This is a genomic window from Streptomyces sp. NPDC048590, assembly GCF_043199535.1.
GTDB lineage: Bacteria > Actinomycetota > Actinomycetes > Streptomycetales > Streptomycetaceae > Streptomyces.
The window spans coordinates 606,338-631,714 of record NZ_JBICWC010000004.1; the positions used below are offsets into that span (position 1 = coordinate 606,338).

Here is a 25,377-nt window from a genome sequence, read left to right on the forward strand (position 1 = left end):
GTGCGCCCGGCCCGACGGGCGCACGTTCAGCGGGCCCCGGTCAGCCCGAGGCGCAGGCCCGGCCGTTCAGCTTGAACGAGCCCGGGTCCGGGGCGGGTTCGGCGGCCGAGGTGTTGAAGCCGAAGTCGACCGCCTTGCCGGGCGCCAGGGTCCGGTTCCAGGACAGCGGCGCCGCCGCGACCGTACGGCCCGACTGCGTGAACTCCGCGCTCCAGGTGTGGCTGAGCTTCTGCTGACCGTGCAGCAGCCAGGTCAGCGACCACGGGGAGACCGTTTCCGAGCCGGTGTTCCGGACCCGGACCGTCACCGTCGAGCCGCTGTTCCACGGGTGCGAGGAGTAGGTGACCTCGCAGGTCCGGGCCGGTGCGACCGTTCCGCCGTCGCCCGCGTCGTCGAGGTACGAGGCGATGAAGGCGAGCGGGGCGTTCCAGTTGACGGTGATCTCGTTCGTCGCCCAGGAGCCGATGTCGTCGATGTAGCACATGGCGGGCGCGCAGCCGGTCAGCTTCTCCGCCGCCACCGGGTCACCGGAGGCGATGGCCGTGAGGTTCGGGCCTCCCGCGATCGACCCGCGTGCCGGGTTCGGCAGGGAGGGGTCGTTCTGGTGCGCCCAGAAGCGGTGGTGCTGGTTGTGGGAGTTCCGCTCGCCGTAACCGGTGACGTACGACTGGTTGAGGGGGTTGCGGCCGAGCAGGTAGTCGGCGCCCCGCAGCACGGCGTCCTGGTAGGCGGCCTTGCCGGTCAGGTCGTGGGCGGTGGCCAGGACGACCATGTTGTTGAGCACCGCGCTGTTGGAACCCCAGACGTAGTCCTCGCCGACGGGGGCGTAGGGCACGCCGTACGCCTCCTCGCGGGACTGCGCCGCGTAACGATCGGCGCCCGCGGTCACCGTGGCCCGTACGCCGGCGAGTTGGCCGGCGGTCAGGCCGTTGGGCACGGTGGCCAGGGTGAGCGCGCCGAGCCCGGCGGTCGAGCCCCAGGAGATACCGCCGTTGGCGGAGAAGACCGCGTCGACGTCGTCGTGCAGCTCCGAGGAGAGCACCGCCTGGCGGTAGGTGTCCTTGCCCGTCGTGGTGAACAGCTCAGCGGCCGCCCAGTAGAACTCGTCCCGTACGTCGTTGTCGCTGTACGCGCCACCGCCGGTGCCGTCGTTGGGGTCGGCGAGCACGTCCGGGTGGGCCTTGGCCGCGGCCCAGGCGGTCTCCGCGGCAGCGAGGCAGCGGTCGGAGAAGGCCTTGTCGAAGGGCTCGTAGAGCCGGGCGCACTGGGCGGCCGTCGCGGCGAGGTTGAGCGTGGCCGCCGTGGACGGCGGGTGCAGTTCGCGCTGCTGCGGGTCCAGGTGCGGCTTCGTCGGAAGCCCGGTCCACTCGGCGTCGTGCATCTTGTGGTGCACCATGCCCGCGAGCGGCTCACCGGCCGGGACCTGCATCTTGATCAGGAAGTCCATCTCCCAGCGGGCCTCGTCCAGGATGTCCGGCACCCCGTTGTCGCGCTCGGGGACCCGTAGCTTCCCGTCACCGAGCTGCGCCGACTCGGCGTCGGCGGCGGTGAGGGTGCGCTCGTAGGTGGACATCAGCTGGGCGACGGAGATACCGCCGTTGACGACGTACTTGCCGTGGTCGCCCGCGTCGTACCAGCCGCCCGACACATCGAGCCGGTAGTCGCAGACCCCTGGCTGGCAGGGGACGTCCGTGTCGCCCTTGTTGGGCGCGACACCGATGTGACCGGCCGGGCGCGCGTACTCCTCGCCCACGAGGTCCGCGTCGATCTCGATGCCGCTGCGGTTGTGGTAGAAGTACGCCAGCGCGTCCGAGCGCAGGCCGTCGTAGAGGTCGCCGCGGATCGAGAACGGCTCGCTGACCTCGCCGTCGACCTCGACGGTGTAGCCGTCGCCCGTGGTGGTGAGGTCGCTGAAGTCGAAGGTGTGGACCTTCTGGTGCGAGGTGGGGTCCTCGCCCTTCGGTTCCGTGGTGCCGGTGGCGGCAGTCGAACCGTCCGCCGCCTTCACCGTCCAGGCCAGCGGCGCCTCGGCGTCGGTGACCACCGTGCCGCTCTTGGGGCCGCCGGGCAGATAGCCGACCTGGTTGACGCGGACCGGGGATCCGGTGTCGGGGACGTACACCGGGGGTTCGGCCCCGCCACGCAGGGACACGTCGTCCAGGCAGAAGGTCGTCGCGCTCTCGCCGCCACCGATCTGGAGCTGCACCGAGGCGGCCGGCTGGTCCGTGGAGGCGGTGAACGTCCGGGACACCTCGGTGACCTCGGTGCCCACCGGGTCCGCGGTGGCGAGCACCGTCGTGTACGGCTCGGTCGCCTGCTGGACGCGGGTCTGCACGGTCAGGGGGACGGTCGAACTGGCCTTGTAGGACAGCTCGTAGCTCTCACCCGCGACGATCGGGACGTCGTTCTGGCCGATGATCACGTCCCAGGCGTTGGCCGTGCCCGCGGGCACCTCGGCGCACAGCCGGCCGTCCGTCACAGCCGGGGACAGGTTCGCCGTCGCCCACCAGGGGGCGACACCGGCGGCGAAGTCGCCGTTGGTGATCTGCTCGGGGCCGGGCTCGGCGTCGTCGGCCGCCAGGGCCGTGCCGGGCATCGCCAGCGCGGCGGCACACAGTAACGCGGCGGCCGGCATCGCGAACACGCGGCGCCCGTGCCGGGGGCGCGACCGCGTGGGCCGTGCGGGGAGTGGTGAGGCAGTCACCGGGAAGGCCTTTCGTCGGCGGAGACAGGTCGGGGAAGGGGAGGGCAGCAGAACCGAAGCGCCTGTGGGAGCGCTCCCAGCAGATTGTGCGGGCGGAACGCACGTTCCGCCAGGGTCATGACAGAGAAACCGGGGCTGATGGTGCGTTCCCCGTACACATGACGGGCCGGGCGGGCAGCTCCCCCCGCCCGGCCCGTCACCGGATCACACGAACGGGATCTTCAGGACCGCCGCGTCGGTGCCCGTCTGCACCTTGGACGTTCCCGCGCCCAGCGCGTTCCAGATCTCCAGGCGGACCGTGCCGCCCTTGAGATTCCCCAGGCTCCCGGTCACCGCCTTGGTGCCCACCGCCTGGGTGTACTCCTCCCACCCGGCGACCGGGTCGGTCGCGAAGTAGCGGAAGGTCTCCGTGCGGTCGAAGGTGCCGTCACCGGTGAGGTCGTAACTGACCCTGACCTGCGGGGCGAGTGCGACCGTCGTGCCGGCGTCGACCCGGAGGCGGAAGGTGGTGGACGAGCCCGACGCGTAGGCGCCGTCGACCTTCTTGATCTCGTAGACCGTCGGTCTGTACGGGGTGCCGTCCCGGTTGACCCCCTCGGCCGAGGCGATGGTGTCGGCTCCCGCAGCACCGTCGGTGGCCGTGGTGAGGGTGCCGCCGGTCTTCAGCCGGAAGGTGTTTCCGGTGGACGGGCCCGGCTCCTCCGGATCGGGGTCGGGGTCTCCCCCGCCGGTACCCGTGCCGGTGGCCGTGGAACGGGCCGGCACCGAGAGGGTCGCGCCGTCGGAGAAGGTGACGGTGCGGGCGGTCGATCCGTAGTTGTGGGCGGCGTACGTGCGGACGCTGCCCTTCGCGAAGACCGCGGACGTCGGGATGTCCCCGCTGACGCTCATGTCGGGCGCGCCCAGGCTGTCGAGCGTGGTGATCCAGTGGTAGGTGTGCGCCTTGGACTCACCCGCTTCGGGTCCGTAACCGGCGTTCCCCGCGTCCCACTTGGCCTTGGCTGCGGCCGGGTCGGCCAGCGACTGGAACTCCCACAGGATGTCGCGCCACTCCACGGCGGGCCCGCCGTTCTCCCGCTCCATCTCGGCGATGTTCCGGGTAATCGCGGCCTTCTTACGGGCCAGGTGCAGCGAACCGCCGGTGACAGGGAGGACGTTGATGCCGTGGATCTCCTCCGGGTTGGCGGTCCACCAGGTGGAGTAGGCGCCGCCGCTGCCCCACACCATGCCGACGGTGTCGTGGGTGAAGGAGCCCGGGAAGACCTGCTGGTCGGCGTCGAACCAGTACTGGCTGATCGCCTCGGACTCGGTGGTCAGCAGGTAGCTGCCGAGGTCGCGCAGCCCGGTGTCACCCGTCGCCGCACCCCACAGGACGAGTCCCGCGCTGAGGTTGATCGACTCCGACGAGGACTCCTGGTTGTTGCCCGCCGCGAAACCCTGGTGCCCGGAGGCCCAGCTGTGCCCGGCGTACACGTCGAAGCCGCGCAGGAACGGGTACGCGGTGTCGGTGCGGCTGGGGTTGGCGGCGTCCCGGACCAGGGTCTTGACCATGGTGCCCCAGGCCGAGTCCGCGGCCCACGCCTGGTCGTACTGGGCGACGATCGCCGCCGCGTACACGTAGTAGCTGTAGTGGAAGTGGTGGTCGTTCAGCTCGGTGTCGCTGCCGTACGAGGCCGGGTAGCCGGTCAGCGTCTTCCAGTTCTTGTCGTAGCTGAACTCGGACGCGCCGCCCGCCGTGAACCACTCCTGGAGACGGCCCTTCATCAGGCCGAGCAGCTTGTCGCGGATACCGGTCTGGCCGATCTGGTCGGCGACGGGCACCAGCTGCGCGAGCTTGCCGAGCGCCTTGCCGGTCCAGTAGGTGTCACTGGCCCCGGAGAACGGGTCGGAGGCGTTCGCCACCTCGTTCAGGTATCCGGTCAGCCGCGCCTTGTCGACCCCGCTCGACGCGGGCAGGGCCGGCAGCACGCCCTGGTTCTTCTGGCTGGTGGTGAAGGACGCGGACTCCCGGACCTTCATCGTGCCGCGCGGGGAGACGTAGGTGTATCCGGTGAGCGCGTCGGAGGTGTGCAGCCACTGGTGGCGGTACAGGGCCTGGAGCGTGCCGCGTTCGGTGCCCTCCTTGGCCTCAGTGGTCAGGCTGTACGTCGCGTTGACCGTGCCCCCCGTGGACTGCCAGGTCACCTTGGAGCCGGTGACGAAGCTGAAGGCGTACTTCCGGTAGGTCGCGAGGGCGTCCGTGGACGGCAGCACGGCGAGCGAGAAGTAGTCCTTGCCGCCGAGCCCGGCGGTGATCGCCGTGCCGGAGACGTTCCAGTCGGTGCCGGTCGGGGCGAAGAGCGCGTAGTGGTGTCCGGCGACGGTGATGCCGAGGACGTTGCCGTTGTCCGCGAAGACGGTGGGGGTGGAGGCGGTCGTGACGCGGGCGTCGCCGCCGGAGCCCTTGGCGTAGACGAAGGGCATGCCGTGCCCGATGGTCGTGCGCAGGGTGCGGGTGCCGTCCGACCAGTAGGGGGTGACCGTCCAGTCGGACCAGTCGTCGGCCTTGGTGTCCGGGGAGTTGAGACCGCTGAGGCCGAGGGTGAGATCAGCCTTGTGCGCGTACTCGTACTGGCGGCCCTCCCCGACGATCGCCGGGGTGGTCGGATAGCCGACCTCCAGCCCGCCGGAGGTCGCCTGGTAGGTCAGCGGGTGCCCGTACATCGGGGTGGAGTACGGGTTGTCGCCGTAGCGCTGGAAAGCGAGGGAGGACCACCAGTCGTTCGTCGGGACCGGCTTGTCCTTGGCCGCCGCCGTGACCTTGGGCGTCACGGGGGCGCCGGTGTTGGTGGTGGGCCCGGAGGTGCCGGCGGGGCGGCTGTCGGTGTAACTGCCGGAACCTGCGGGAATGGTGGCGGCTGCCGCCGGGGATGCGGCAGGGCCCAGGCCGACGGCGGCCAGCGCTATGGCGAGGACCGTCGCCGCTGCCGGTCTGGAGAGGGAGGGATGCATGGGCAGCACCTCGTCGTGGGGGAGAGCCATTCTTGAGAGCGCTCTCAGATGCGAGGAAGGTAAAACTTCTGAAACTCCGGGTCAATAGAGCGGACACAGAAGGGAGTTGGGTGTAACTGACAGTCGCCGAGCCTTCGAGTGTTGTCGGCAAACGGGGCGGGGGCCGCCGCCCCGCCCTCAGTTCGTGGCGGGGCCGGGACCCGCAATCCGGGGATCCGGGGCGGGGCGGGTGGCACCCGTGCGGCGACTCAGGCGCCGACGGTCCCGTCGACGCCCTCCCGCAGGAAGTCCGCGTGCCCGTTGTGGCGGCCGTACTCCAGCAGCACGTGCACCATCACCATGCGCAGGGACACCTCCTGCTCCCATCGTGGCTGGACCCCGATGACGTCCAGGGACGCCGCCTCCCGCTCGATACGGCGTGAGTGCTCCACCTCGGCCTGCCAGGCGCCGAACGCCTCCGCCCGGGTCGAGGCGCTCGCGTCGTACGCGGCCTGGAAGTCGATCCGGTCCGACCAGACCAGCGGGATGTCGTTGTCCTCGAACACCCTGCGGAACCACGTGCGTTCCACCTCGGCCATGTGCCGCACCAAGCCGAGCAGGGAGAGCGTCGAGGGGTCCATCGACCGCTGCCGGAGCTGGTCGTCGTCCAGGCCCTCGCACTTCATGGCGAGGGTGGCCCGGTGGTAGTCGAGGAAGGCCCGCAGGGTCTCGCGCTCGCTGCCCGTGAGCGGCGGTCCCACACGGTTGTCGTCGGTCATCGGCGTACTCCTCGGTCGCGGGGTATGGACGCCCAGTATCCGGGGCCGCCTCAGCGGCGGAACGAGGGGAGCACCCCCTGACGGCCGGAGCTCCGCACCCTGCTCTACGCTCCTGCTTGCACGGACTGTTCGTGCCCGTGCCTGGCGCAAGGTTCCGAGGTGCTGCATGTCGCGTTCCCGCTGGTCGTTGCTGGTGCTCGTCGCCCCCGCCGTACTCTCCCTCACCGCCTGCGGCAGACTCTTCCCCCCGCCGCCTCCCGAAGGCGAGCCGGTCGCGCTCTCGAGGGCCCAGGCCGCCGTGACATGGACCGACAGGTGGGGCGGGACGCTGGAACTCAGGCCGGACGGAACGTACACGGCCGACCGCGCCTGCGCGGACGACCGGCGGGAGTCGGGCTCAGGCACCTGGAGCCAGAAGCGGGCGGACGAGGTGGGCGGGAACAGGATCACCGTGGAGTACGGGACCGCCTTCACCAGCTACGAGACGCTGCGCAAAGGCGGGACGCTCAAGCTCTGGGCCTGGATCGGCGATCCCGACGACGGCGAACTCTGCGTCCTGGCCGCTCCCGTGCGGTGAGACGCCCGCAGCGCAGACGACGCCGGCCCCCGGGAGATGAATCCCGGGGGCCGGCGTCGCACGGTACTGCGGGTACTGCCTGGAACAGCTGATCCGAGGATCAGAAGTCCATGTCACCGCCCGGCATGCCGCCCGGAGCGGCCGCGGCGGCCTTCTCCGGCTTGTCGGCGATGACGGCCTCGGTGGTGAGGAAGAGCGCGGCGATGGACGCGGCGTTCTGCAGGGCGGAACGCGTGACCTTCGCCGGGTCGAGGATGCCTTCGGCGATCATGTCGACGTACTCGCCGGTCGCGGCGTTGAGGCCGTGACCGATCGGGAGGTTGCGCACCTTCTCGACGACGACGCCACCCTCGAGACCACCGTTGACGGCGATCTGCTTGAGCGGGGCCTCCAGCGCGAGCTTGACGGCGTTGGCACCGGTGGCCTCGTCGCCCGTCAGGTCGAGCTTCTCGAAGACGGCCGAGGCCTGGAGCAGAGCCACGCCACCACCGGCGACGATGCCCTCCTCGACGGCGGCCTTGGCGTTGCGCACCGCGTCCTCGATGCGGTGCTTGCGCTCCTTGAGCTCCACCTCGGTGGCGGCGCCGGCCTTGATGACGGCCACGCCGCCGGCCAGCTTCGCGAGGCGCTCCTGGAGCTTCTCGCGGTCGTAGTCCGAGTCGGAGTTCTCGATCTCGGCACGGATCTGGTTGACGCGACCCTGGACCTGGTCGCTGTCACCGGCACCGTCGACGATCGTGGTCTCGTCCTTGGTGATGACGACCTTGCGGGCGCTGCCGAGCAGGTCCAGGCCGGCGTTCTCCAGCTTGAGACCGACCTCCTCGGAGATGACGGTGCCACCGGTGAGGATGGCGATGTCGCCGAGCATGGCCTTGCGGCGGTCACCGAAGCCCGGGGCCTTGACGGCGACGGACTTGAAGGTGCCACGGATCTTGTTGACGACCAGGGTCGACAGGGCCTCGCCCTCGACGTCCTCCGCGATGATCAGCAGGGGCTTGCCCGACTGCATGACCTTCTCGAGCAGCGGAAGGAGGTCCTTCACGTTGCTGATCTTGGAGTTGACGATCAGGATGTACGGGTCGTCGAACGACGTCTCCATACGCTCCATGTCGGTGGCGAAGTACGCCGAGATGTAGCCCTTGTCGAAGCGCATACCCTCGGTGAGCTCCAGCTCCAGACCGAAGGTCTGGGACTCCTCGACGGTGATGACGCCTTCCTTGCCGACCTTGTCCATCGCCTCGGCGATCTTGGCGCCGATCTCGGTGTCGGCGGCGGAGATGGAGGCGGTCGAAGCGATCTGCTCCTTGGTCTCCACGTCCTTGGCCTGCTCCAGCAGAGCGGCGGAGACGGCCTCGACGGCCTTCTCGATGCCACGCTTCAGAGCCATCGGGTTGGCACCCGCGGCGACGTTGCGCAGGCCCTCACGGACGAGCGCCTGGGCGAGAACGGTGGCGGTGGTCGTACCGTCGCCGGCGACGTCGTCCGTCTTCTTGGCGACCTCCTTGACCAGCTCCGCACCGATCTTCTCGTACGGGTCCTCGAGCTCGATCTCCTTGGCGATGGAAACACCATCGTTGGTGATCGTGGGCGCGCCCCACTTCTTCTCGAGGACGACGTTACGGCCCTTGGGGCCGAGGGTGACCTTGACGGCGTCGGCGAGCTGGTTCATCCCGCGCTCGAGACCGCGCCGTGCCTCCTCGTCGAACGCGATGATCTTGGCCATGTGAAGTGGTCCTCCCGGACAGGGGTGGATTTCTCCGGACCGAGTGGCGCCCGCGACGGACGGCCTGCGTGACCGGTGGTTCCTTGCCCCACCGGACCTGCGGGCCTCACCGGCCCGGTCCAAGTTCTGTCACTCTCACCTGGAGAGTGCTAACGCCAATGATTAGCACTCGACCCATGAGAGTGCAAGCGTCTTCGGGATGCGGCACTCCCACGTGGGGCACCTCCGCCCCGGGGGCGGACGCACGTGGGGCACCTCCACCCCGGGAGCGGACGCACGCGGGGCCCGTACCCCGGTGGGAGGTACGGGCCCCGCGTGTGTGAGTGGTGTCGTCGGACGACCGTGCCGAGCTCAGCCGACGGCGAGCTTGACCATGTCCGCCTGCGGCCCCTTCTGGCCCTGCGAGATCTCGAATTCAACTCGCTGACCCTCTTCGAGGGTGCGGTATCCGTCCATCTGGATCGCGCTGTAGTGGACGAAAACATCCGCACCACCGTCGACCGCGATGAAGCCGTACCCCTTCTCCGCGTTGAACCACTTGACGGTGCCCTGAGCCATGCCCAACTCCCCTATTACTGGCCCTTGCACGAGCGCCGCACTTCGCGGGCCCGGGTCAGAACTCACCCTCCGACAGGAGAGGGCGGTGTGCGCCGGAACGCGTCGACCGCGGCCGAATGTATCTGCCCAACTGCCCTCTGCAACAGGTCAATCGGACGAGAATTCTGAGCACGCGCGACCGCACGGAAAGGGCGAATTCACTGGATTCCAGGGCAAGTCGGGCCTGACAAAGGCCGCTAATGCCTCAAGGAGTTCACGTACTTTGGCTGCTTCTTGTCGTGGCCGGGCGCATTCTCATATGCGGGCGGCACGGGCAGCGGCGGGGACTTCCCCAACTGTACCGCGCTCAACCATGCAGAATGCCCCCCTCCGCTTCTCTCGCGGAGGAGGGCATCGTGGTCACGCTGCGCGGTCGGACGGCCGGCCGCGCCGGTCCGTACCGCCGGGCGTCAGCCGCCGGCGACGGCGGGGATGATCGAGACTCCGGCACCGTCCGGGGTGGCCGCGTCCAGGCCGCCCTCGAAGCGCACGTCGTCGTCGTTGACGTACACGTTGACGAAGCGGCGCAGCTTGCCCTGGTCGTCCAGGACGCGGGCGCCGATGCCCGGGTGGTTCGCCTCCAGGGACGCGATGACCTCGGAGAGGGTGGCGCCCTCCGCCGGGACCTCGGCCTGGCCGCCCGTGTAGGTGCGGAGGATGGTGGGGATACGGACCTTGACGCTCATGTGGGTGCCTTCCTTCGGTCTCGGGTGGTCAGTTGGCGGCGGCGAGGCCCGCGTCGCGGAACGCGTCCAGGCTGGGCCGGATCGTCGCCGACAGGCCGGTCGTCGGGGCGACCGCGTCGAGCGTCTTCAGACCGTCGCCGGTGTTCAGGACGACGGTGGTCAGGGACGGGTCGAGCAGACCGTCCTCGATGAGCTTCTTCGTCACTCCGACCGTCACCCCGCCCGCGGTCTCCGCGAAGATGCCCTCGGTGCGGGCCAGCAGCTTGATCGCGTCGACGACCTGCTCGTCGTTCACGTCCTCGACGGCACCGCCGGTGCGCCGGGCGATGTCCAGGACGTACGGGCCGTCGGCCGGGTTGCCGATCGCCAGGGACTTGGCGATGGTGTTCGGCTTCTGGGGGCGCACGACGTCGTGGCCGGCCTTGAAGGCGGTCGAGACCGGGGAGCAGCCCTCGGCCTGGGCGCCGAAGATCTTGTACGGCTTGTCCTCGACGAGGCCGAGCTTGATCAGCTCCTGGAGGCCCTTGTCGATCTTCGTGAGCTGCGAGCCGGACGCGATCGGGATGACGATCTGGTCGGGCAGCCGCCAGCCGAGCTGCTCGCAGATCTCGTACGCCAGGGTCTTGGAGCCCTCGCCGTAGTAGGGGCGCAGGTTGACGTTGACGAAGCCCCAGCCCTCACCGAGCGGGTCGCCGATGAGCTCCGAGCAGAAGCGGTTGACGTCGTCGTAATTGCCCTCGATGCCGACCAGTTCGCCGCCGTACACCGCGGCCATGACGACCTTGCCCTGCTCCAGGTCGTGCGGGATGAACACGCAGGAGCGGAAGCCGGCGCGGGCGGCGGCAGCGCCCACGGCACCGGCGAGGTTGCCGGTGGAGGAGCAGGAGAGCGTGGTGAAACCGAAGGCGCGGGCGGCCTCGACGGCGATGGCGACGACACGGTCCTTGAAGGAGTGCGTCGGGTTGCCGGAGTCGTCCTTGACGTACAGACCGCCGGTTACGCCCAGCTCGCGGGCGAGGTTGTCGGCCTTGACCAGCTTGGTGAAGCCGGGGTTGATGTTGGGCTTGTCCGCGACGTCGGAGGGGACGGGCAGCAGCGGCGCGTAGCGCCAGATGTTGTCCGGACCCTCGGCGATGCGCTTCTTCAGCTCCTCGGGCGAGCCGCTCGGCAGGTCGTAGGCGACTTCGAGCGGCCCGAAACAGGACGCACAGGCGAAAATGGGGCCGAGTGCGAATCGCTCGCCGCATTCGCGGCAGGAGAGCGCCGCTGCGGGACCGAGGTCCACGGCGGAAGAGTCGGTGTTTGCTGCAACTGTCTGCACGGCCATGATGGCGGAGGCCCTTTCTCCTCATCTTCCTCGCGACGTATTTCGCCGCAAGACGGAATTGGCACCTTCCCCACCGTGACCTCGCGGTCGGCAGGAGGGTTGCCGGGACTTCAACGGGCCGTTCCCTCAGTCCCTCTGGATGAGCGCTGTGGCACCGGATCATGGATCCGGGCGTTTGTCCGTGGACCGACCCCGAGATGCGGGAGTCGTCCGCGTTGTTCAAGACTGTAACCGACGCACACAGCGGTCGAGATAGTCGTCCGAACCGCGAGATGGATCACATACAGGGAGTATCGCCCGTGCTGGAAGAGGTCGAGTCCTGGCTGTCCAGGCGTTCGTGGTCGGCCTCCGACCGCCCGCTGGACCATCTCGTGGCGGCGCGGACGAAGGATCCGCACCGCTCACGCGTGAGTGTCGTGCTGCCCGCGCTGAACGAGGAGGCGACGGTCGGGGAGATCGTCGCGGAGATCCGGCGGGAGCTGGTCGAGAAGGTCCCGCTCGTGGACGAGCTGGTGGTGATCGACTCCGGATCCACCGACGCCACCGCGGAGGTCGCGCGCCGGGCCGGTGCCCGGGTCGTCCACCGGGACGCCATCCTCCCCCGGATGCCCGCGGTGCCCGGCAAGGGCGAGGTGCTCTGGCGGTCACTCCTGGTGACCAGCGGGGACATCGTCTGCTTCGTCGACGCGGACCTCAAGGACTTCTCGGCGGACTTCGTCTCCGGGACCGTCGGACCGCTGCTCACCGATCCGTCGGTGCACTTCGTCAAGGCGATGTACGACCGGCCCCTCGGCGACACCGCCGGCCAGGGCGGCCGGGTCACCGAGCTGGTGGCCCGCCCGCTGCTCAACCTGCACTGGCCCGCGCTGGCCGGTTTCGTCCAGCCGCTCGGCGGCGAGTACGCGGTCCGGCGCTCCCTGCTGGAGCAGCTCCCCTTCCCGGTCGGTTACGGGGTGGAGCTGGCGCTCCTCGTCGACGCGCTGCACACCGTCGGTCTGGACGCGCTGGCCCAGGTCGACGTGGGCGTGCGCAAGCACCGCCACCAGGACGGCCAGGCCCTCGGCCGGATGGCGGCGACGATCTACCGCACGGCGCAGCTGCGCCTGAATCGGGGGCCGCTGGTACGCCCCGAGATCACCCAGTTCGAGCGCGGACCGGGCGGTTTCGTCCCCCGCACCCACGCGGTGGACACCGAGGAACGGCCGCCGATGCGGGAGATCGTGGAGTACGCGGCGCGAGTGGCGGCGTAACGGTTCTTCCCGCCGGGCTCCACGCTCACTTGACGTTTGGCGGCTTCCCGAACGGGCTAGGTTCGGGTACATGGTCTCCGAGCACGCTGCGCAGGTACTCGTCGCGTCCAACCGCGGCCCGGTGTCGTACACACGGCGGGAGGACGGCACGCTCACGTCGAAACGGGGCGGCGGCGGGCTCGTCTCCGGGCTCAGCGCCGTCGACGACAAGCTGTGGGTGTGCGCCGCGCTCGGTGACGGCGACCGCGAGGCGGTCAGGCGCGGGGTGTCCGAGCCCGGCGTACGGATGCTCGACATCGACGCCGGGGTCCACGCCGACGCGTACAACGGCATCGCCAACTCGGTGCTGTGGTTCGTGCACCACATGATCTACCAGACGCCCGTGGAGCCCGTCTTCGACGCGGAGTTCCGCCGCCAGTGGGCCTCCTACGAGGCGTACAACCGGGCCTTCGCCGAGGCGCTCGCCGAGGAGGCGGGCGAGGGCGCCGCGGTGCTGGTGCAGGACTACCACCTCTCGCTGGTCCCCGGGATGCTGCGCGAGCTCCGCCCCGACCTGCGGATCGGTCACTTCTCGCACACGCCCTGGGCTCCCGTCGACTACTTCCGGCTGCTGCCCGACGACATCGGCGAGCAGCTCCTCAAGGGCATCCTGGGCGCCGACCGCGCCGCGTTCCTCACCCGCCGCTGGGCGGACGCCTTCATCGGCTGCTGCACCAGCATCCTCGGCGGAACCGGCCACACCCGGATCGGGGTGCACGGGCTGGGTGCCGATGCCGACTTCCTGCGCCGCCGCTCCCACGAGGCGGACGTCGACGAGCGCATGGACGTGCTGCGGGAGCAGGTGGGCGCGGACCGGCGCACAATCGTCCGGGTGGACCGCACCGAGCTGTCGAAGAACATCGTCCGCGGTCTGCACGCCTACCGTGCGCTCCTGGAGGAGCGGCCCGAATGGCGCGAACGCGTCGTGCACATCGCGTTCGCCTACCCGTCGCGGCAGGACCTGGCGGTCTACCGGGACTACACCGCCGAGGTACAGCGGGTCGCCGACGCGATCAACGCGGAGTACGGCACACCGGGCTGGACCCCCGTCATCCTCCACGTCGACGACGACTTCGCCCGCTCCCTGGCCGCCTACCGGCTGGCGGACGTGGCGCTGGTCAACCCGATCCGCGACGGCATGAACCTGGTCGCGAAGGAGGTCCCGGTCGTCTCGGACCGGGGCTGCGCGCTGGTGCTCTCCCGCGAGGCCGGGGCCTACGAGGAGCTGGGCGAGGACGCGATCGTGGTCAACCCGTACGACGTGTCGGCCACCGCCACGGCGCTGCACGAGGCCCTGACCATGGAGGCCGGCGACCGGGACTCCCGCACCAAGCGCCTGGCCGCAGCGGCGACCGCTCTCCCGCCGCAGCAGTGGTTCCTGGACCAGCTGGACGCGCTCCGGGACTGACGGCGGGGCCGCCCTCGACGGGGCCCTGTCAGCCGTCCGCGAGCTGCCGGGCCAGCGAGCCGAGCAGGCCGGCCACCGCCGCCGGTCCGGGCAGCGTCAGATCGGCGCGGGTGGACAGCTCGGGTACCTCGGTGCCGCTGCAGACCAGCAGGCCGGGGACGCCCTCGGTGCGGAGCTTCTCCACCGCGGCGTACGCGGCGAGGTCGCCCAGGTCGTCACCCGCGTACAGCACCGACCGGGCGCCGACCTCCTTGACGTACGCCTCCAGGGCCACGCCCTTGTCCATGCCGGCGGGGCGGATTTCCAGGACGAGGCGGCCCGGTTCGACGATCAGTCCGTGGCGGGCGGCGAGGCCGGCCAGCGGGGTGCGCAGAGCCTCGAAGGCGGCCTGCGGGTCGTCCGCGCGGCGGGTGTGCACGGCGACGGCGCGGCCCTTCTCCTCGATCCACGTGCCGTTGCCGGCGCCGGCCGCCTCCAGCACGGCGGGGAGCTCCGCGCGTACGGCCTCCACCCCGGGGTCCGGGGCGGGGGCGTTCACCGCACCGGTGGAGGCGTCCCAGCGTTCGGCGCCGTAGTGACCGAGGACGACGAGGTGGTCGAGGCCCGGTGCCCCGGCGAAGCCGCCGTAGCGGACGGCGGTGTCCGCCGGGCGGCCGGTGATCACCGCGACGGCGGAGACGAGCGGGGCCAGGGCGGTCAGTGCCGGGACCACGTCGGGGTGGGAGCGGGAGCGCTCCGGGTCAGGGACGATGTCGGCGAGCGTGCCGTCGAAGTCCAGTGCGATCACCGCACCGGCGGGGCGGGCGAGGAGCGCGGCGAGGCCTTCGCGGCCGGCCTGGGTGGACGGGGTCGGGAGAGGGTGTGCCGGGTTGCCCATGTGGGTGAGCGTAGCGGGCGGGCCGTACCGCCGCGCGGCCCGCGGAGTGAGTGGCCGGTACGGGGTGGCCGGTGCGGCGCGCCCCGTGGTTCACCGGCCGCGCACGGCCCACCGGTCACTGTCCGACGCGGCCCACCTCGATGCGGCGGCCGCGCGTCGCGTCGACGACGACGGGCACGCCGTCGGGGACCTGGCCGTCGATCCGCCGGAGGAGTCCGTCCACGGGCGGCAGGTCGCCGGGCACCCGTACGCGGACGTGGAAGGTCCTGGACACCGTCTCCACGCCCGTGACGGAGGCGCCGGGTTCGTCGGCCAGCCACTGGTCCGCCGCGTTGTGGACCCGCTCGGTCCATACGTTGATCAGCAGGGTCGCCGCGGTGTTGGCCGCGAGCGGCACGAACACCACCGCGAAGAGCACACCCATGGCGGCGTAGGCCCTGCGTGTCGGCCGGCCCGCCGCGTCGGCCGCCTCGGCGGCGCCCTCGGCCCGGGAGCCGTAGGCGAGGGTGGCGAAGACGACCATGCCCCCGAAGACCAGCGCGAAGAGGTTGGAGACGAACAGCACCAGGGCCCCGAGCGCCAGCCATCCGGCCCCGCTGCCGAGGCAGACACCCACGACCACCAGGGGCGGCACGAGGGAGATCGCGATCGCCACTCCCGGCAGTACGGCGGCGACGTCGCGCCTGGCCAGTGCCACCGCACCGGCGAAGCCCGTCGCCAGCGCGGCGATCAGGTCCATCAAGCCGGGTGACGTACGCCCCGAGATCTGACTGTTGGACAGCAGGTCGTAGTCACCGGGGAGGACGAGCGACATCACCACGCCGACGGCGATGACCAGCAGGCAGGCGAGGAACACGACCAGGACCGCGCCGTTGCGCCGCCGCTGCACCGAGCCCAGGGCGATGCCCATGATCGGTGTGGACAACGGGGCGATGATCATGGCCCCGATCACGGTGGCCGTCGAGTCCGTCAGCACCCCACCCGCGGCGATGACCGACGACAGCACCAGCATCGTCCAGAAGGCCGAGCGCTTGGCCCCCCTGTCCCCCGAGGACAGGTCCAGGTCCTGTGCGAGCTCGTCCAGGGAGCGGCGCTGGGCGGCGGGGAGGACTCGGGCGCGAACTCTGCTCAGCATGCACCTCACCTATCACGGCGGGGGCAATTCCGGCGTTCCGGACACGGGTGCGTGGGCTCGGGCTCAGCGCCGGCCGCGCCTCGCCTCGCGCACCCGGCGGAGCCGGTTGACCGTGACCGGGTCCTCCTCCAGGGCGCGGCGGTCGTCCAGGAGGGCGTTCAGCAGCTGGTAGTAGCGGACCGGGGAGAGGCCGAGCTCCTCACGGATCGCCCGCTCCTTGGCGCCGGGTCCGGGCCAGGAGCGCCGCTCCAACGCGAGCACCCCGCGCTCCTGGGCGGAGAGCGGGGCGTCGGAACCGGGGGGGCCGGAGTCACTGGCGGTCATACGACCAACCTACCGAGAGGGCGTTCCCGGTGCGGGACCGCGCTCAGGTGGCGCTCTCCGCCTGACGGGCCTGGGTGGCGAGCTGCACGAGGACGTTCTCCGGGTTGCCGCCGGGCTCGACCGCGGACCCGATCTCGCCCTTGATCGCCTCGCTGACCTTCGCCCACGAGGTCTTGCCGAAGGGCGGCAGCGTCGAGTTCGGGAGCGCCGTGAGGAACTCGTGCAGCGCCTTGTGCTTCTTGTCGGCGGCCATCTCCTCGGAGGCGGTGCTGGTCACGGGCAGCAGGTCGTACTGGTCGGCGAAGGCCAGCACGTTCTCGTCCGTGTAGGCGAAGTCGAGGAACTTGCCTATCTCCGCCGCGTGGCCGTTCTGCTTGAAGCCCATCATCCAGTCGGCCACGCCCATGGAGCCCTTGGTGGGGCCGTCGACGCCGGGCAGCGGAACCATGCCGACGTCGACGCCGTTCTTCTCGGCCTCCTGCATCAGGGTCGGGTGACCGTTGAGCATGCCCACGTCGCCCTTGGTGAACGCCTCGAAGGCCTGCGCCCGGTCGAGCTTCCCCGGGGCGACGGGACCGGTGAGGCCCTTGCCGACGAGGTGGTTCTTCAGCCAGGTGAAGGTCTCTATGTTGGCCGGGGAGTCGATGTCGTAGTTGCCGACGTCGTCGGTGTAGCCGCCTCCGCCGCTGAGCAGCCACATCAGCGTCTCGGCCTGGGACTCCTCCTGCCCGAGCGGGAGGGCGAACGGGTAGGTCACGCCGCGCTGCTCGAGCGCGGCGGCGTCGGACTCGATGTCGTCCCAGGTCTGCGGGGCGCCGAGGCCCGCCTTGGCGAAGAGGCCCTTGTTGTAGAAGAGCAGCCGGGTGCTCGCCACGAACGGCAGGCCGTAGATGTCGCCGTCGACCTTCCCGGCGTCGGTGAGGGAGGGCAGGAAGTTGGATCCGGTGCGGATGGCGAGCATCTCGTCGACCGTGTAGAGCTTGCCCGCCTCGGCGTAGTCGGCGTAGGCGCCGATCTGCGCGATGTCCGGGGCTTCGTCGGCCTTCACCATCTCGGCGACCTTGCGGTCGACGTCCTTCCAGGAGTAGACGCTGACCTCGACGTCGATCCCGGGGTTCTGCTGCTCGAACTTCTCGGCGACGCCGTCCCAGTACTTCTGGGAGCTGTTCGCCTCACTGGTGCCGTAGTCGGCCGCGACCATCCGCAGGGTGACGTCGCCTCCGCCGGCCTCCGAGCCGCAGCCCGACAACGTTGCCGCCATACCAAGTGCGGCAACCGCCGCGGTCAGACCCACAAAGCGCCGCTGCACAGCCCTGTCCATCCCTAGATCGGTCGACGCGGAGGTCACCACTCCGGCGATGACCCGCGATCCTGCCTCACGTACGCACTGAGGTCTACACCACTCACGTATCGATCGGGCAATGTAGCAGGAGCGTTTTGTATGGGTGCTCAACAAACTGCGCTAGTGGACTAGACCTTTTAGGGGTCGTCGGGCGAAACTGTCTCCCGTGAGACACGTCATCGCCCTCGATGTGGGCGGCACAGGAATGAAGGCCGCTCTGGTCGGGAGCGACGGCACCCTGCTCCACGAGGCCCGCCGGGCGACCGGCAGGGACCGCGGGGCCGAGGCCGTCGTGGAGACGATCCTCGGGTTCGCCGCGGATCTGTACGCCTACGGCGAGCAGCACTTCGGCGAGGGCGCGGTGGCCGCCGGGGTGGCCGTACCGGGCATCGTCGACGCGGAGCGCGGGATCGCCGTCTACGCCGCCAACCTGGGCTGGCGTGACGTCCCGCTGCGCGCCCTGATCGGCGAACGGCTCGGCGGCATACCCGTCGCGCTGGGACACGACGTCAGGACCGGCGGCCTCGCCGAGGGCAGGATCGGAGCCGGCCGGGGAGCGGACCGCTTCCTCTTCGTACCCCTGGGCACCGGGATCGCCGGAGCCATCGGCATCGGCGGCGCCATCGAGGCGGGCGCGCACGGCTACGCGGGCGAGATCGGCCACGTCGTCGTCCGGCCGGACGGACCGGAGTGCGGCTGCGGACAGCGCGGCTGTCTGGAGACCCTCGCCTCGGCCGGCGCGGTCTCCCGGGCGTGGGCCTCCGCGTCGGGCGATCCCGACGCCGACGCCGCCGACTGCGCGAAGGCCGTCGCCTCGGGCGATCCGGCCGCACTGGACGTCTGGCGGAACGCCGTCGACGCCCTCGCCGCCGGCCTGGTCACCGCCCTCACTCTGCTGGACCCCCGCACACTCATCATCGGTGGCGGTCTCGCCGAGGCAGGGGAAACCTTGTTCACACCACTGCGTGCGGCTGTCGAGGAACGCGTCACGTTCCAGAAGCTGCCTCACATCGTCCCGGCGGCCCTCGGGGACACCGCCGGATGCCTGGGCGCAGGGCTGCTCGCCTGGGATCTACTCTCCACGGAGGTTTCCGCCTGATGGCCGGACGCGCAGACAGCACGGTTCTCGCAGGGGCCCGGGTGGTACTCCCCACCGGGACCGTCGAGAACGGCCGGGTGATCGTCGAGGGCACCCGGATCGCCGGCAGCACGCCGGACGGCGCCCGGACCGTCGACCTCTCCGGCCACTGGGTGGTCCCCGGATTCGTGGACATCCACAACCACGGCGGCGGCGGCGCCTCCTTCGCCACCGGCACCGCAGAGGACGTCCTGACCGGCGTCAGGACGCACCGGGAACACGGCACAACCACCGTCGTCGCCTCCACCGTCACCGGTGAGACGGACTTCCTGGCCCGCCAGGCCGGCATGCTCTCCGAGCTGGCCGAACAGGGCGAGATCGCCGGGGTCCACTTCGAGGGCCCCTTCATCTCCCCCTGCCGCAAGGGCGCCCACAGCGAGGCACTGCTGCGGCACCCCGACCCGGCCGAGGTCCGCAAGCTGCTCGACGCCGCGCGCGGCACCGCGAAGATGGTCACGCTCGCCACCGAGCTCCCGGGCGGCATCGACTCCGTACGGCTGCTCGCCGAGCACGGGGTGATCGCCGCCGTCGGCCACACCGACGCGACGTACGAGCAGACCGTCGAGGCGATCGACGCGGGCGCCACCGTCGCCACGCACCTCTTCAACGCGATGCCCCCCATCGGGCACCGCGCACCGGGCCCGATCACGGCGCTCCTGGAGGACGAGCGGGTCACCGTCGAGCTCATCAACGACGGCACGCATCTGCACCCCGCCGCCCTGGAACTCGCCTACCACCGCGCGGGCGCCGACCGGGTCGCACTCATCACCGACGCCATGGACGCGGCGGGATCGGGCGACGGGCAGTATCAGCTCGGGCCGCTCGCCGTCGAGGTGAAGGACGGTGTCGCGCGCCTGGTCGAGGGCGGCTCCATCGCCGGCTCCACCCTCACCCTGGACACCGCGTTCCGCAGGGCCGTGACCATCGACAAGCTCCCCGTCGAGGACGTCGTGCAGTCCATCTCCGCCAACCCGGCCCGCCTCATCGGGATGTACGACCGGGTGGGCTCGCTGGAGCCGGGCAAGGACGCCGATCTGGTGGTCCTGGACGCGGACTTCACCCTCCGCGGCGTCATGCGCCGCGGCGAGTGGATCGTGAAGCCCGCCGGCGTCTGACGGCACACCGGGGTGACGCCCGGTCGAACACATAACGAAGAGACGGCGGTTGTCCCGGACATCTGGGACGGCCGCCGCCTCTTTGGCATGATCACCAGGGACGGCGCCGCGAGGAGACGGCGCGTGGGACGTACGACGAAGGAACCGGGGGCCGGTACAGGTGATACTGACCGTCACACTGAACACGGCGCTCGACCTGACGTACTCGGTGCCCGTCCTCGTCCCGCACGGCAGCCACCGCGTCCGCGAGGTGACCGAACGCCCCGGCGGCAAGGGCGTCAACGTGGCCCGGGTCCTCGCCGCGCTCGGCCACGACACCGTGGTCACCGGCTTCGCCGGCGGCCGCACCGGTGACGTCCTGCGCGAACTCCTCGGCGCTCTCCCCCACGCCCCCACCGACGCGCTCGTCGGTGTCGCGGGGAACACCCGGCGCACCGTCGCCGTGGTCGACCGCTCCACCGGCGACACCACCCAGCTCAACGAGCCGGGACCGCACATCGGGAGCGACGAGTGGGCGGCCTTCCTCGGGACGTTCGGGAAGCTGCTCCCGGAGGCCGACGCCGTCGCCCTCTGCGGCAGCCTGCCGCCGGGCATCCACGTCGGCGCGTACGCGGAGCTCATACGGCTCGCCCGCTCCGCCGGGGTCCCCGTACTGCTGGACACCGCCGGTGAACCCCTGCGCCGCGGGATCGCCGCCCGCCCCGACCTGATCAAGCCGAACGCCGATGAACTCGCCCAGCTGACCGGCGCCCGCGAACCGCTGCGCGCCACCCGCGACGCCCGCCGCCGCGGCGCGCACAGCGTCGTCGCCTCGCTCGGCCCGGAAGGGCTCCTCGCCGTCACCCCGGACGGCATCTGGCGCGCCCGCCCGCCCCGCGCCGTGGCCGGCAACCCGACGGGCGCGGGTGACTCCGCCGTCGCCGGACTGCTGTCCGCCCTCGCCGAGGGGCTCGGCTGGCAGGACCGGCTGGCCCGCGCGGTGGCCCTGTCCACCGCGACCGTACTCGCCCCCGCGGCCGGGGAGTTCGACCGCGCCGCCTACGAGGACCTGCTCGGCCGCGTCCGGACCGAGCGGCAGGCACCCGCGGCCTGAACCGGCGCCCCCGCGACGGCCCGGAAACCACCGCGTCCCGGCCCGCTGCGCGCGATGACCGGGACGACGGCGGAGGAGACTCCGGGCTGACTCACTTCTTGACGTGACCCGACTTCAGCGACAGCTGGTCGAGGTTGGCGTCGCAGGAATCGCCCTCGTTGCACGAGAGCATCAGCGAGTTCGACCCCTTCTCCAGCTGGACCCAGGCGAACGTACGCGTCCAGCCCTTCTCCAGGTCGCCCTCCGCCGCCTGCGCGAAGTTCTTCATGTTGATCGACCGCGGCGCCTCGTCGTTGACCGTGAGGGACGTCTTGGCGTCCTTGCCCGGCACGCCGTAGGTCACGAACAGCGTGTACGGACCGCTCGCGGGCACGTCGACCGTCCAGGTCGCGGACCTGCCGACCTCGTTGAGGCTGATGTACTGGCCGTTGGCGCTCTTGGCGCCCTTGACCGTGTTGTCCAGCTTGGCGGTGCCGCCCAGCGTGAGTGTCGCCGCGTCCTGCTCCGGCAGCTCGACGGGCTCCTTCGACGGCTTGTCGGACTTCTCCGGCTTCGGAGACTCCTGGACCTCGTCGGCCGGACCCGCCGACGAACCGGCCTCGTCCTTCTTGCCCTCGCTGTCGTCACCCGTCATCAGCGCGGCGCCGATGCCGATGAGGACGACGGCGACCACGGCGACCGCCGCGATCAGCATCGCCTTGGTGTTGGGGCCGCCACGTCCGGGACCGCCGGCGTTCCGCCCGCCGCCCCCGACCGAACCGTGCTGCGCGGTCACCGCACCACCGGGGTAGGTCTCCGGCGCCGCGTACTGTGCGTTCGGCTGGCCGTACTGCGGCGGCTGCTGGCCGTAGGCCTGCTGCTGCGGGACCTGCCCGTACTGGCGCTCGCCGACCGTCCGCACCTGGTTGTACGACGTTCTGGGCACGCCGGGCTGCGCGGCCGGACCGGGGTAGCCGTAGCCTCCCTGCCCGGGCGGCTGTGCGCCCGCCGCCTGCCCGTCCGCGTACAGATAGCCGAACGGATCGTCGTCCTCGGGCTTGCTCGCGCCGTTGTTCCCGGCCGTCATCCCTGGGTCACTCCTCACCATGTCGCCAGCCGTCGCCGACCGGCCGAGCCTACCCCGAACGGAGCACGCGTCGAATTGCCCTCGGCCCCCCGGGAAACCGGGTGATGCACAGGGAAAGCCAGGGCGTGAACGTCAGCCGGCTCTGCGGTGAACCTTCGATCGGGACCGCTTCTCCACGTACATCCGCTGGTCGGCGGAGTGCAGGACCTCTTCCTCGGTCATCCCGCACTCGGCCCAGCCGATACCGAAACTCGCCCCGACCCTGACTGCCCGGCCGTCCACCCGGATGGGCGGAATGATGGCGTTACGCAAGCGTACGGCCAGATCCGCGGCATCTGCCCCTCCGAGGCCGTCCGCGAGGACGACGAATTCGTCACCCCCGAGCCGCGCGACCGTGTCACCGTCCCGTACGCAGGTCGTCAGCCGCCTGGCGACCTCGATGAGAACCGCGTCACCCGCGTGATGCCCGAAGCGGTCGTTGATGGACTTGAAGCCGTCGAGGTCGCAGAAGAGCACCGCCAGCCCCTTGGTGCCGTCGTCGCGGTCGGGATCGGGAGCGACGATGTGCACGTGGTGGTCGTAAGGGCCGACGCCCGGCGCCACCTCGGCCTCGTACCCGGTGCCGTAGCCGAGCGCGGCGCTCTCCAGATCGCCGTACGCCGCGTCCAGGGCCTCGACCACCGACGAGGTCATCGTGGAGTGAGGCCTCTCACACAGCCGCGCGGCGAGCCGGGAACGCAGCTCGGCACTGTTCGGAAGACCGGTGAGGGCGTCGTGCGAGGCGCGGTGCGCGAGGTTCAGCTCGTTGCGCTTGCGCTCCTCGATGTCCTCGACGTGGGTGAGCAGGAAACGCGGGCCGTCGGTGGTGTCGGCAACGACGGAGTTGCGCAGCGACACCCAGAGGTAGGTGCCGTCCCGGCGCCCCAGCCGCAGCTCCGCCCGCCCGCCCTCGGCCGAGGTGCGGAGCAGCGTCCCGATGTCCTCGGGATGGACCAGGTCCGCGAACGAGTAGCGGCGCAGGACCGAGGCCGGGCGGCCCAGGAGCCGGCACAGGGCGTCGTTGGTGCGCAGGAGCCTGCCGCGCTGATCGCCGCCCATCTCGGCGATGGCCATGCCGCTGGGGGCGTACTCGAAGGCCTGGCGGAAGGATTCCTCACTGGCCCGCAGCGCCTGCTGCTCGCGTTCCAGCCGGACCAGGGCGCGCTGCATGTTTGCTCGCAGACGGGCGTTGCTGATCGCAATGGCCGCCTGGGAGGCGTACATCTGGAGCGCCTCCCGCCCCCAGGCGCCCGGGCGGCGGCCGTTGCGCGGCCTGTCGACGGAGATGACGCCCAGGAGGTCCAGACCTCCTCCGGAGGCGTACATGGGCGCGTAGAGGCGGTCCAGGGGGTGCCATTCGTCCTCGAAGCGGGGCTCCGGCCCGTCGGTGTGCCACTGCGGTACGTCGTCGTCGAGGAGCACCCATCCCTCGCTGTGGGGTATGAAGCGGAGCTCGTCCCAGGCCTCACCCATCGACAGCCTGCGTTCCCACGACGCTCGGGAGCCGACGCGTCCGGTGATCAGGGATTCCGCCGCGCTGTTCCCGGCGAAGGCGGCAACGACCAGGTCACCGTCTGGGCGGACGAGGTTCACGCACCCCAGCTCGTAGCCGAGGCCGGTGACGATGCCGTCCGCGACGGACTGGAGCGTGTCCGCCAGGCTCCGCGCCGTGTTGAGATCGGCGACCGCCTGGTGCAACTGCCGCATGGTCGCAAGACGGACGTACGGCTCCGACTCGGCCTCCATCGCTCGCACTCCCCGGGACCTCGACAGCAACTCCAGGTTTCATATCGACGTACTTGTCGCAGTGTCCGGGCAACTGAATCACAATGCGCTGCGCACCCGGTACTCAGGGTCAGCAAAATATGGCCTCTGTGAGTCAAGTCACAACAAACGGCAGGGTTTGGTCCGGATTCCTCCGACACCGCGACGACCTTGCCGAACGCAAAGCGGCAGACCTGGTTCCGGGGTCCTAGGACCAGCCTGGTCCCCTGGGCCGATGCGAGGGCGCGCCCACCGGGACTAGCGTGCCCGATGTGCTGCAGAAGACTCATCCCTCCCCGAGCCCCGAAACCGTCCCGCATGCTGAAGGGGTGAGCAACGACGAATTCCGTGCCGCCCTGTCCCGCCTGGCAGCGGGAGTGGTCCTGGTCACGGCGCAGGAGCCGCCGCTCGGCGAGGACGGCCGCGGAGAGGACGCCGGGATGACGGCGACCGCCTTCATGTCGGTCTCGCTGGACCCGCCCCTCGTCCTGGTGAGCCTGCGCAACGACTCGCGGATGGACGACCTGCTGGCCGAACAGCCCCTGTGGGCGGTGTCGGTGCTGGCGCAGGACCAGCGGCACATCGCCGGGCGGTTCGCCATGAAGGGGCGGATCAGCGACCGGCTGCTCTTCGAGGAACTGCCCTGCATACGGGGCGGGATCACCGGAGCGCCCCTGCTGGAGGGCGCGCTGGCCACCCTGGAGTGCCGTACCGAGCAGCGGGTCCCGGCCGGGGACCACACGCTGGTGATCGGCAGGGTGCTGACGGCGTCCCTGCCGAGCGGGGACGGCGAGCCACTGACGTACTTCAAGGGCCGCTACCGGCAGCTGGGCTGAGCGACCCGGGAGCTTCGGCGGCCCGGTCGGCCGCGGAGGTTCCGGCGAGGCGGAGGCAGTTCCGGCGGGCGCGGAGGCAGTTCCGGCGGGCGGCGCCTACCAGTCGCGGCCGGAGCGCCCGCGCTTGGTGTCACCGCGCTGCTTCTTCTCGCGCAGGCGCCGCTCGTTGATGCCGCGCGGAACCTTCTTCTTGATGCGGGGCTTGGGCGGCGGCGCCGTGGCCTCCGCCAGGAGCGCGGCGAGCCGCACCGCCGCCGTCTCACGGTTGCGCCACTGGGAGCGGTGCTCCGAGGCGCGCACCGAGACCACACCGCCGACCAGCCGGCCCGCCAGGCGCTCCAGCGCACGGGCCTTCCACACCTCGGGCAGGGCGTCGGTCGCCGCGAGGTCGAAGCGCAGCTCCACCTGGGAGTCACTGGTGTTGACGTGCTGCCCTCCGGGCCCGGAGGACCTCGAGAAACGCCACATGAGCTCGGCCTCCGGCAGGGAGACCGAACCGCGGATGACATAGGGCCCGGACATGACACCCATGTTCCCCGGCTCGGGCCGGGTTCGTCACCTTGTTTTGCGGCGTTAGGCCAGAAGTTC

21 protein-coding genes and 1 riboswitch are annotated in these 25,377 nt (G+C 70.8%); of the genes, 7 read left to right on the top strand and 14 right to left on the bottom strand.

The genetic code is table 11. The features are described 5' to 3' along the window. Positions 1-40 precede the first annotated feature (40 nt). The 3 genes from ACGFNN_RS15090 to ACGFNN_RS15100 form a co-directional block, all read right to left on the bottom strand. The gene (locus ACGFNN_RS15090; RefSeq protein WP_393556250.1) at positions 41-2,635 is read right to left on the bottom strand and encodes a glycoside hydrolase family 9 protein; all 2,595 of its coding nucleotides are present in this window, start codon (positions 2,633-2,635) and stop codon (positions 41-43) included. Positions 2,636-2,908: 273 nt separating this feature from the next. Beyond that, complete coding sequence (locus tag ACGFNN_RS15095) at positions 2,909-5,725, bottom strand: glycosyl hydrolase (RefSeq protein ID WP_393555956.1); 2,817 nt, start codon at positions 5,723-5,725, stop codon at positions 2,909-2,911. A 218-nt stretch (positions 5,726-5,943) separates the two neighbouring features. Then, positions 5,944-6,453: a DinB family protein gene (locus ACGFNN_RS15100; protein ID WP_393555958.1), complete on the bottom strand. Its 510-nt coding sequence runs from the start codon at positions 6,451-6,453 to the stop codon at positions 5,944-5,946. A gap of 166 nt (positions 6,454-6,619) precedes the next feature. Between ACGFNN_RS15100 and ACGFNN_RS15105 the strand changes: the two genes are divergently transcribed. Beyond that, entirely contained in the window at positions 6,620-7,030 is a 411-nt protein-coding gene (locus ACGFNN_RS15105) for a hypothetical protein (protein WP_393555960.1), read from the top strand. Positions 7,031-7,130: 100 nt separating this feature from the next. Here ACGFNN_RS15105 and groL read toward each other — a convergent pair whose 3' ends face one another. From groL to thrC, 4 genes are all read right to left on the bottom strand, one after another. Beyond that, positions 7,131-8,753, bottom strand: coding sequence for a chaperonin GroEL (gene groL / locus ACGFNN_RS15110; RefSeq protein ID WP_393555962.1), 1,623 nt, complete (start codon positions 8,751-8,753; stop codon positions 7,131-7,133). Between the two features lie 351 nt (positions 8,754-9,104). Further along, a complete protein-coding gene (locus tag ACGFNN_RS15115; RefSeq protein ID WP_003967346.1) occupies positions 9,105-9,311 on the bottom strand; it encodes a cold-shock protein in 207 nt (68 codons plus the stop codon). Positions 9,312-9,760: 449 nt separating this feature from the next. Beyond that, on the bottom strand, positions 9,761-10,036 hold the full coding sequence (locus ACGFNN_RS15120) for a MoaD/ThiS family protein (RefSeq protein WP_203181743.1): 276 nt from the start codon (positions 10,034-10,036) through the stop codon (positions 9,761-9,763). Between the two features lie 28 nt (positions 10,037-10,064). After that, the gene (gene thrC, locus ACGFNN_RS15125; protein WP_365095761.1) at positions 10,065-11,363 is read right to left on the bottom strand and encodes a threonine synthase; all 1,299 of its coding nucleotides are present in this window, start codon (positions 11,361-11,363) and stop codon (positions 10,065-10,067) included. Between the two features lie 18 nt (positions 11,364-11,381). Then, positions 11,382-11,509, bottom strand: a riboswitch (SAM riboswitch). Between the two features lie 153 nt (positions 11,510-11,662). Between thrC and ACGFNN_RS15130 the strand changes: the two genes are divergently transcribed. Then, complete coding sequence (locus tag ACGFNN_RS15130; RefSeq protein WP_393556252.1) at positions 11,663-12,613, top strand: glucosyl-3-phosphoglycerate synthase; 951 nt, start codon at positions 11,663-11,665, stop codon at positions 12,611-12,613. Between the two features lie 70 nt (positions 12,614-12,683). Beyond that, the gene (locus ACGFNN_RS15135) at positions 12,684-14,060 is read left to right on the top strand and encodes a trehalose-6-phosphate synthase (RefSeq protein WP_393555965.1); all 1,377 of its coding nucleotides are present in this window, start codon (positions 12,684-12,686) and stop codon (positions 14,058-14,060) included. A gap of 28 nt (positions 14,061-14,088) precedes the next feature. On the opposite strand, the gene otsB is transcribed toward ACGFNN_RS15135, so the two are convergent. The 4 genes from otsB to ACGFNN_RS15155 form a co-directional block, all read right to left on the bottom strand. Further along, on the bottom strand, positions 14,089-14,937 hold the full coding sequence (gene otsB / locus ACGFNN_RS15140) for a trehalose-phosphatase (protein WP_393555967.1): 849 nt from the start codon (positions 14,935-14,937) through the stop codon (positions 14,089-14,091). A 115-nt stretch (positions 14,938-15,052) separates the two neighbouring features. Further along, the gene (locus tag ACGFNN_RS15145; protein ID WP_393555969.1) at positions 15,053-16,072 is read right to left on the bottom strand and encodes a DUF389 domain-containing protein; all 1,020 of its coding nucleotides are present in this window, start codon (positions 16,070-16,072) and stop codon (positions 15,053-15,055) included. 63 nt (positions 16,073-16,135) lie between these two features. Then, the gene (locus ACGFNN_RS15150) at positions 16,136-16,396 is read right to left on the bottom strand and encodes a DUF3263 domain-containing protein (RefSeq protein ID WP_393555971.1); all 261 of its coding nucleotides are present in this window, start codon (positions 16,394-16,396) and stop codon (positions 16,136-16,138) included. A gap of 43 nt (positions 16,397-16,439) precedes the next feature. Then, the gene (locus ACGFNN_RS15155; protein WP_393555973.1) at positions 16,440-17,717 is read right to left on the bottom strand and encodes an ABC transporter substrate-binding protein; all 1,278 of its coding nucleotides are present in this window, start codon (positions 17,715-17,717) and stop codon (positions 16,440-16,442) included. Positions 17,718-17,904: 187 nt separating this feature from the next. Here ACGFNN_RS15155 and ACGFNN_RS15160 point away from each other — a divergent pair, with 187 nt between their 5' ends. The 3 genes from ACGFNN_RS15160 (at position 17,905) to ACGFNN_RS15170 (ending at position 21,084) form a co-directional block, all read left to right on the top strand. Further along, entirely contained in the window at positions 17,905-18,837 is a 933-nt protein-coding gene (locus ACGFNN_RS15160; protein ID WP_393555975.1) for an ROK family protein, read from the top strand. Beyond that, a complete protein-coding gene (nagA, locus tag ACGFNN_RS15165; RefSeq protein WP_393555977.1) occupies positions 18,837-19,991 on the top strand; it encodes an N-acetylglucosamine-6-phosphate deacetylase in 1,155 nt (384 codons plus the stop codon). Before ACGFNN_RS15160 ends, nagA begins: the two co-directional genes overlap by 1 nt. Before the next feature lie 160 nt (positions 19,992-20,151). Next, positions 20,152-21,084 carry a 1-phosphofructokinase family hexose kinase gene (locus tag ACGFNN_RS15170; RefSeq protein ID WP_393555979.1) on the top strand — a complete coding sequence of 311 codons (933 nt, stop codon included), beginning with the start codon at positions 20,152-20,154 and terminating at the stop codon, positions 21,082-21,084. 91 nt (positions 21,085-21,175) lie between these two features. Here the strand turns inward: ACGFNN_RS15170 and ACGFNN_RS15175 are convergent, their stop codons facing one another. Together ACGFNN_RS15175 and cdgB are read right to left on the bottom strand one after the other, a co-directional pair. Beyond that, entirely contained in the window at positions 21,176-22,150 is a 975-nt protein-coding gene (locus ACGFNN_RS15175) for a carbohydrate-binding protein (RefSeq protein WP_393555981.1), read from the bottom strand. 132 nt (positions 22,151-22,282) lie between these two features. Continuing rightward, on the bottom strand, positions 22,283-23,935 hold the full coding sequence (gene cdgB, locus ACGFNN_RS15180; protein ID WP_365520549.1) for a diguanylate cyclase CdgB: 1,653 nt from the start codon (positions 23,933-23,935) through the stop codon (positions 22,283-22,285). A gap of 347 nt (positions 23,936-24,282) precedes the next feature. Between cdgB and ACGFNN_RS15185 the strand changes: the two genes are divergently transcribed. After that, positions 24,283-24,789 (top strand): flavin reductase family protein, encoded by a 507-nt coding sequence (locus ACGFNN_RS15185; RefSeq protein ID WP_393555983.1) that lies wholly within the window; start codon positions 24,283-24,285, stop codon positions 24,787-24,789. Positions 24,790-24,885: 96 nt separating this feature from the next. Here ACGFNN_RS15185 and arfB read toward each other — a convergent pair whose 3' ends face one another. Next, positions 24,886-25,320, bottom strand: a complete 435-nt coding sequence (gene arfB, locus ACGFNN_RS15190) for an alternative ribosome rescue aminoacyl-tRNA hydrolase ArfB (RefSeq protein ID WP_393555985.1) — start codon at positions 25,318-25,320, stop codon at positions 24,886-24,888. Positions 25,321-25,377: the final 57 nt, after the last annotated feature.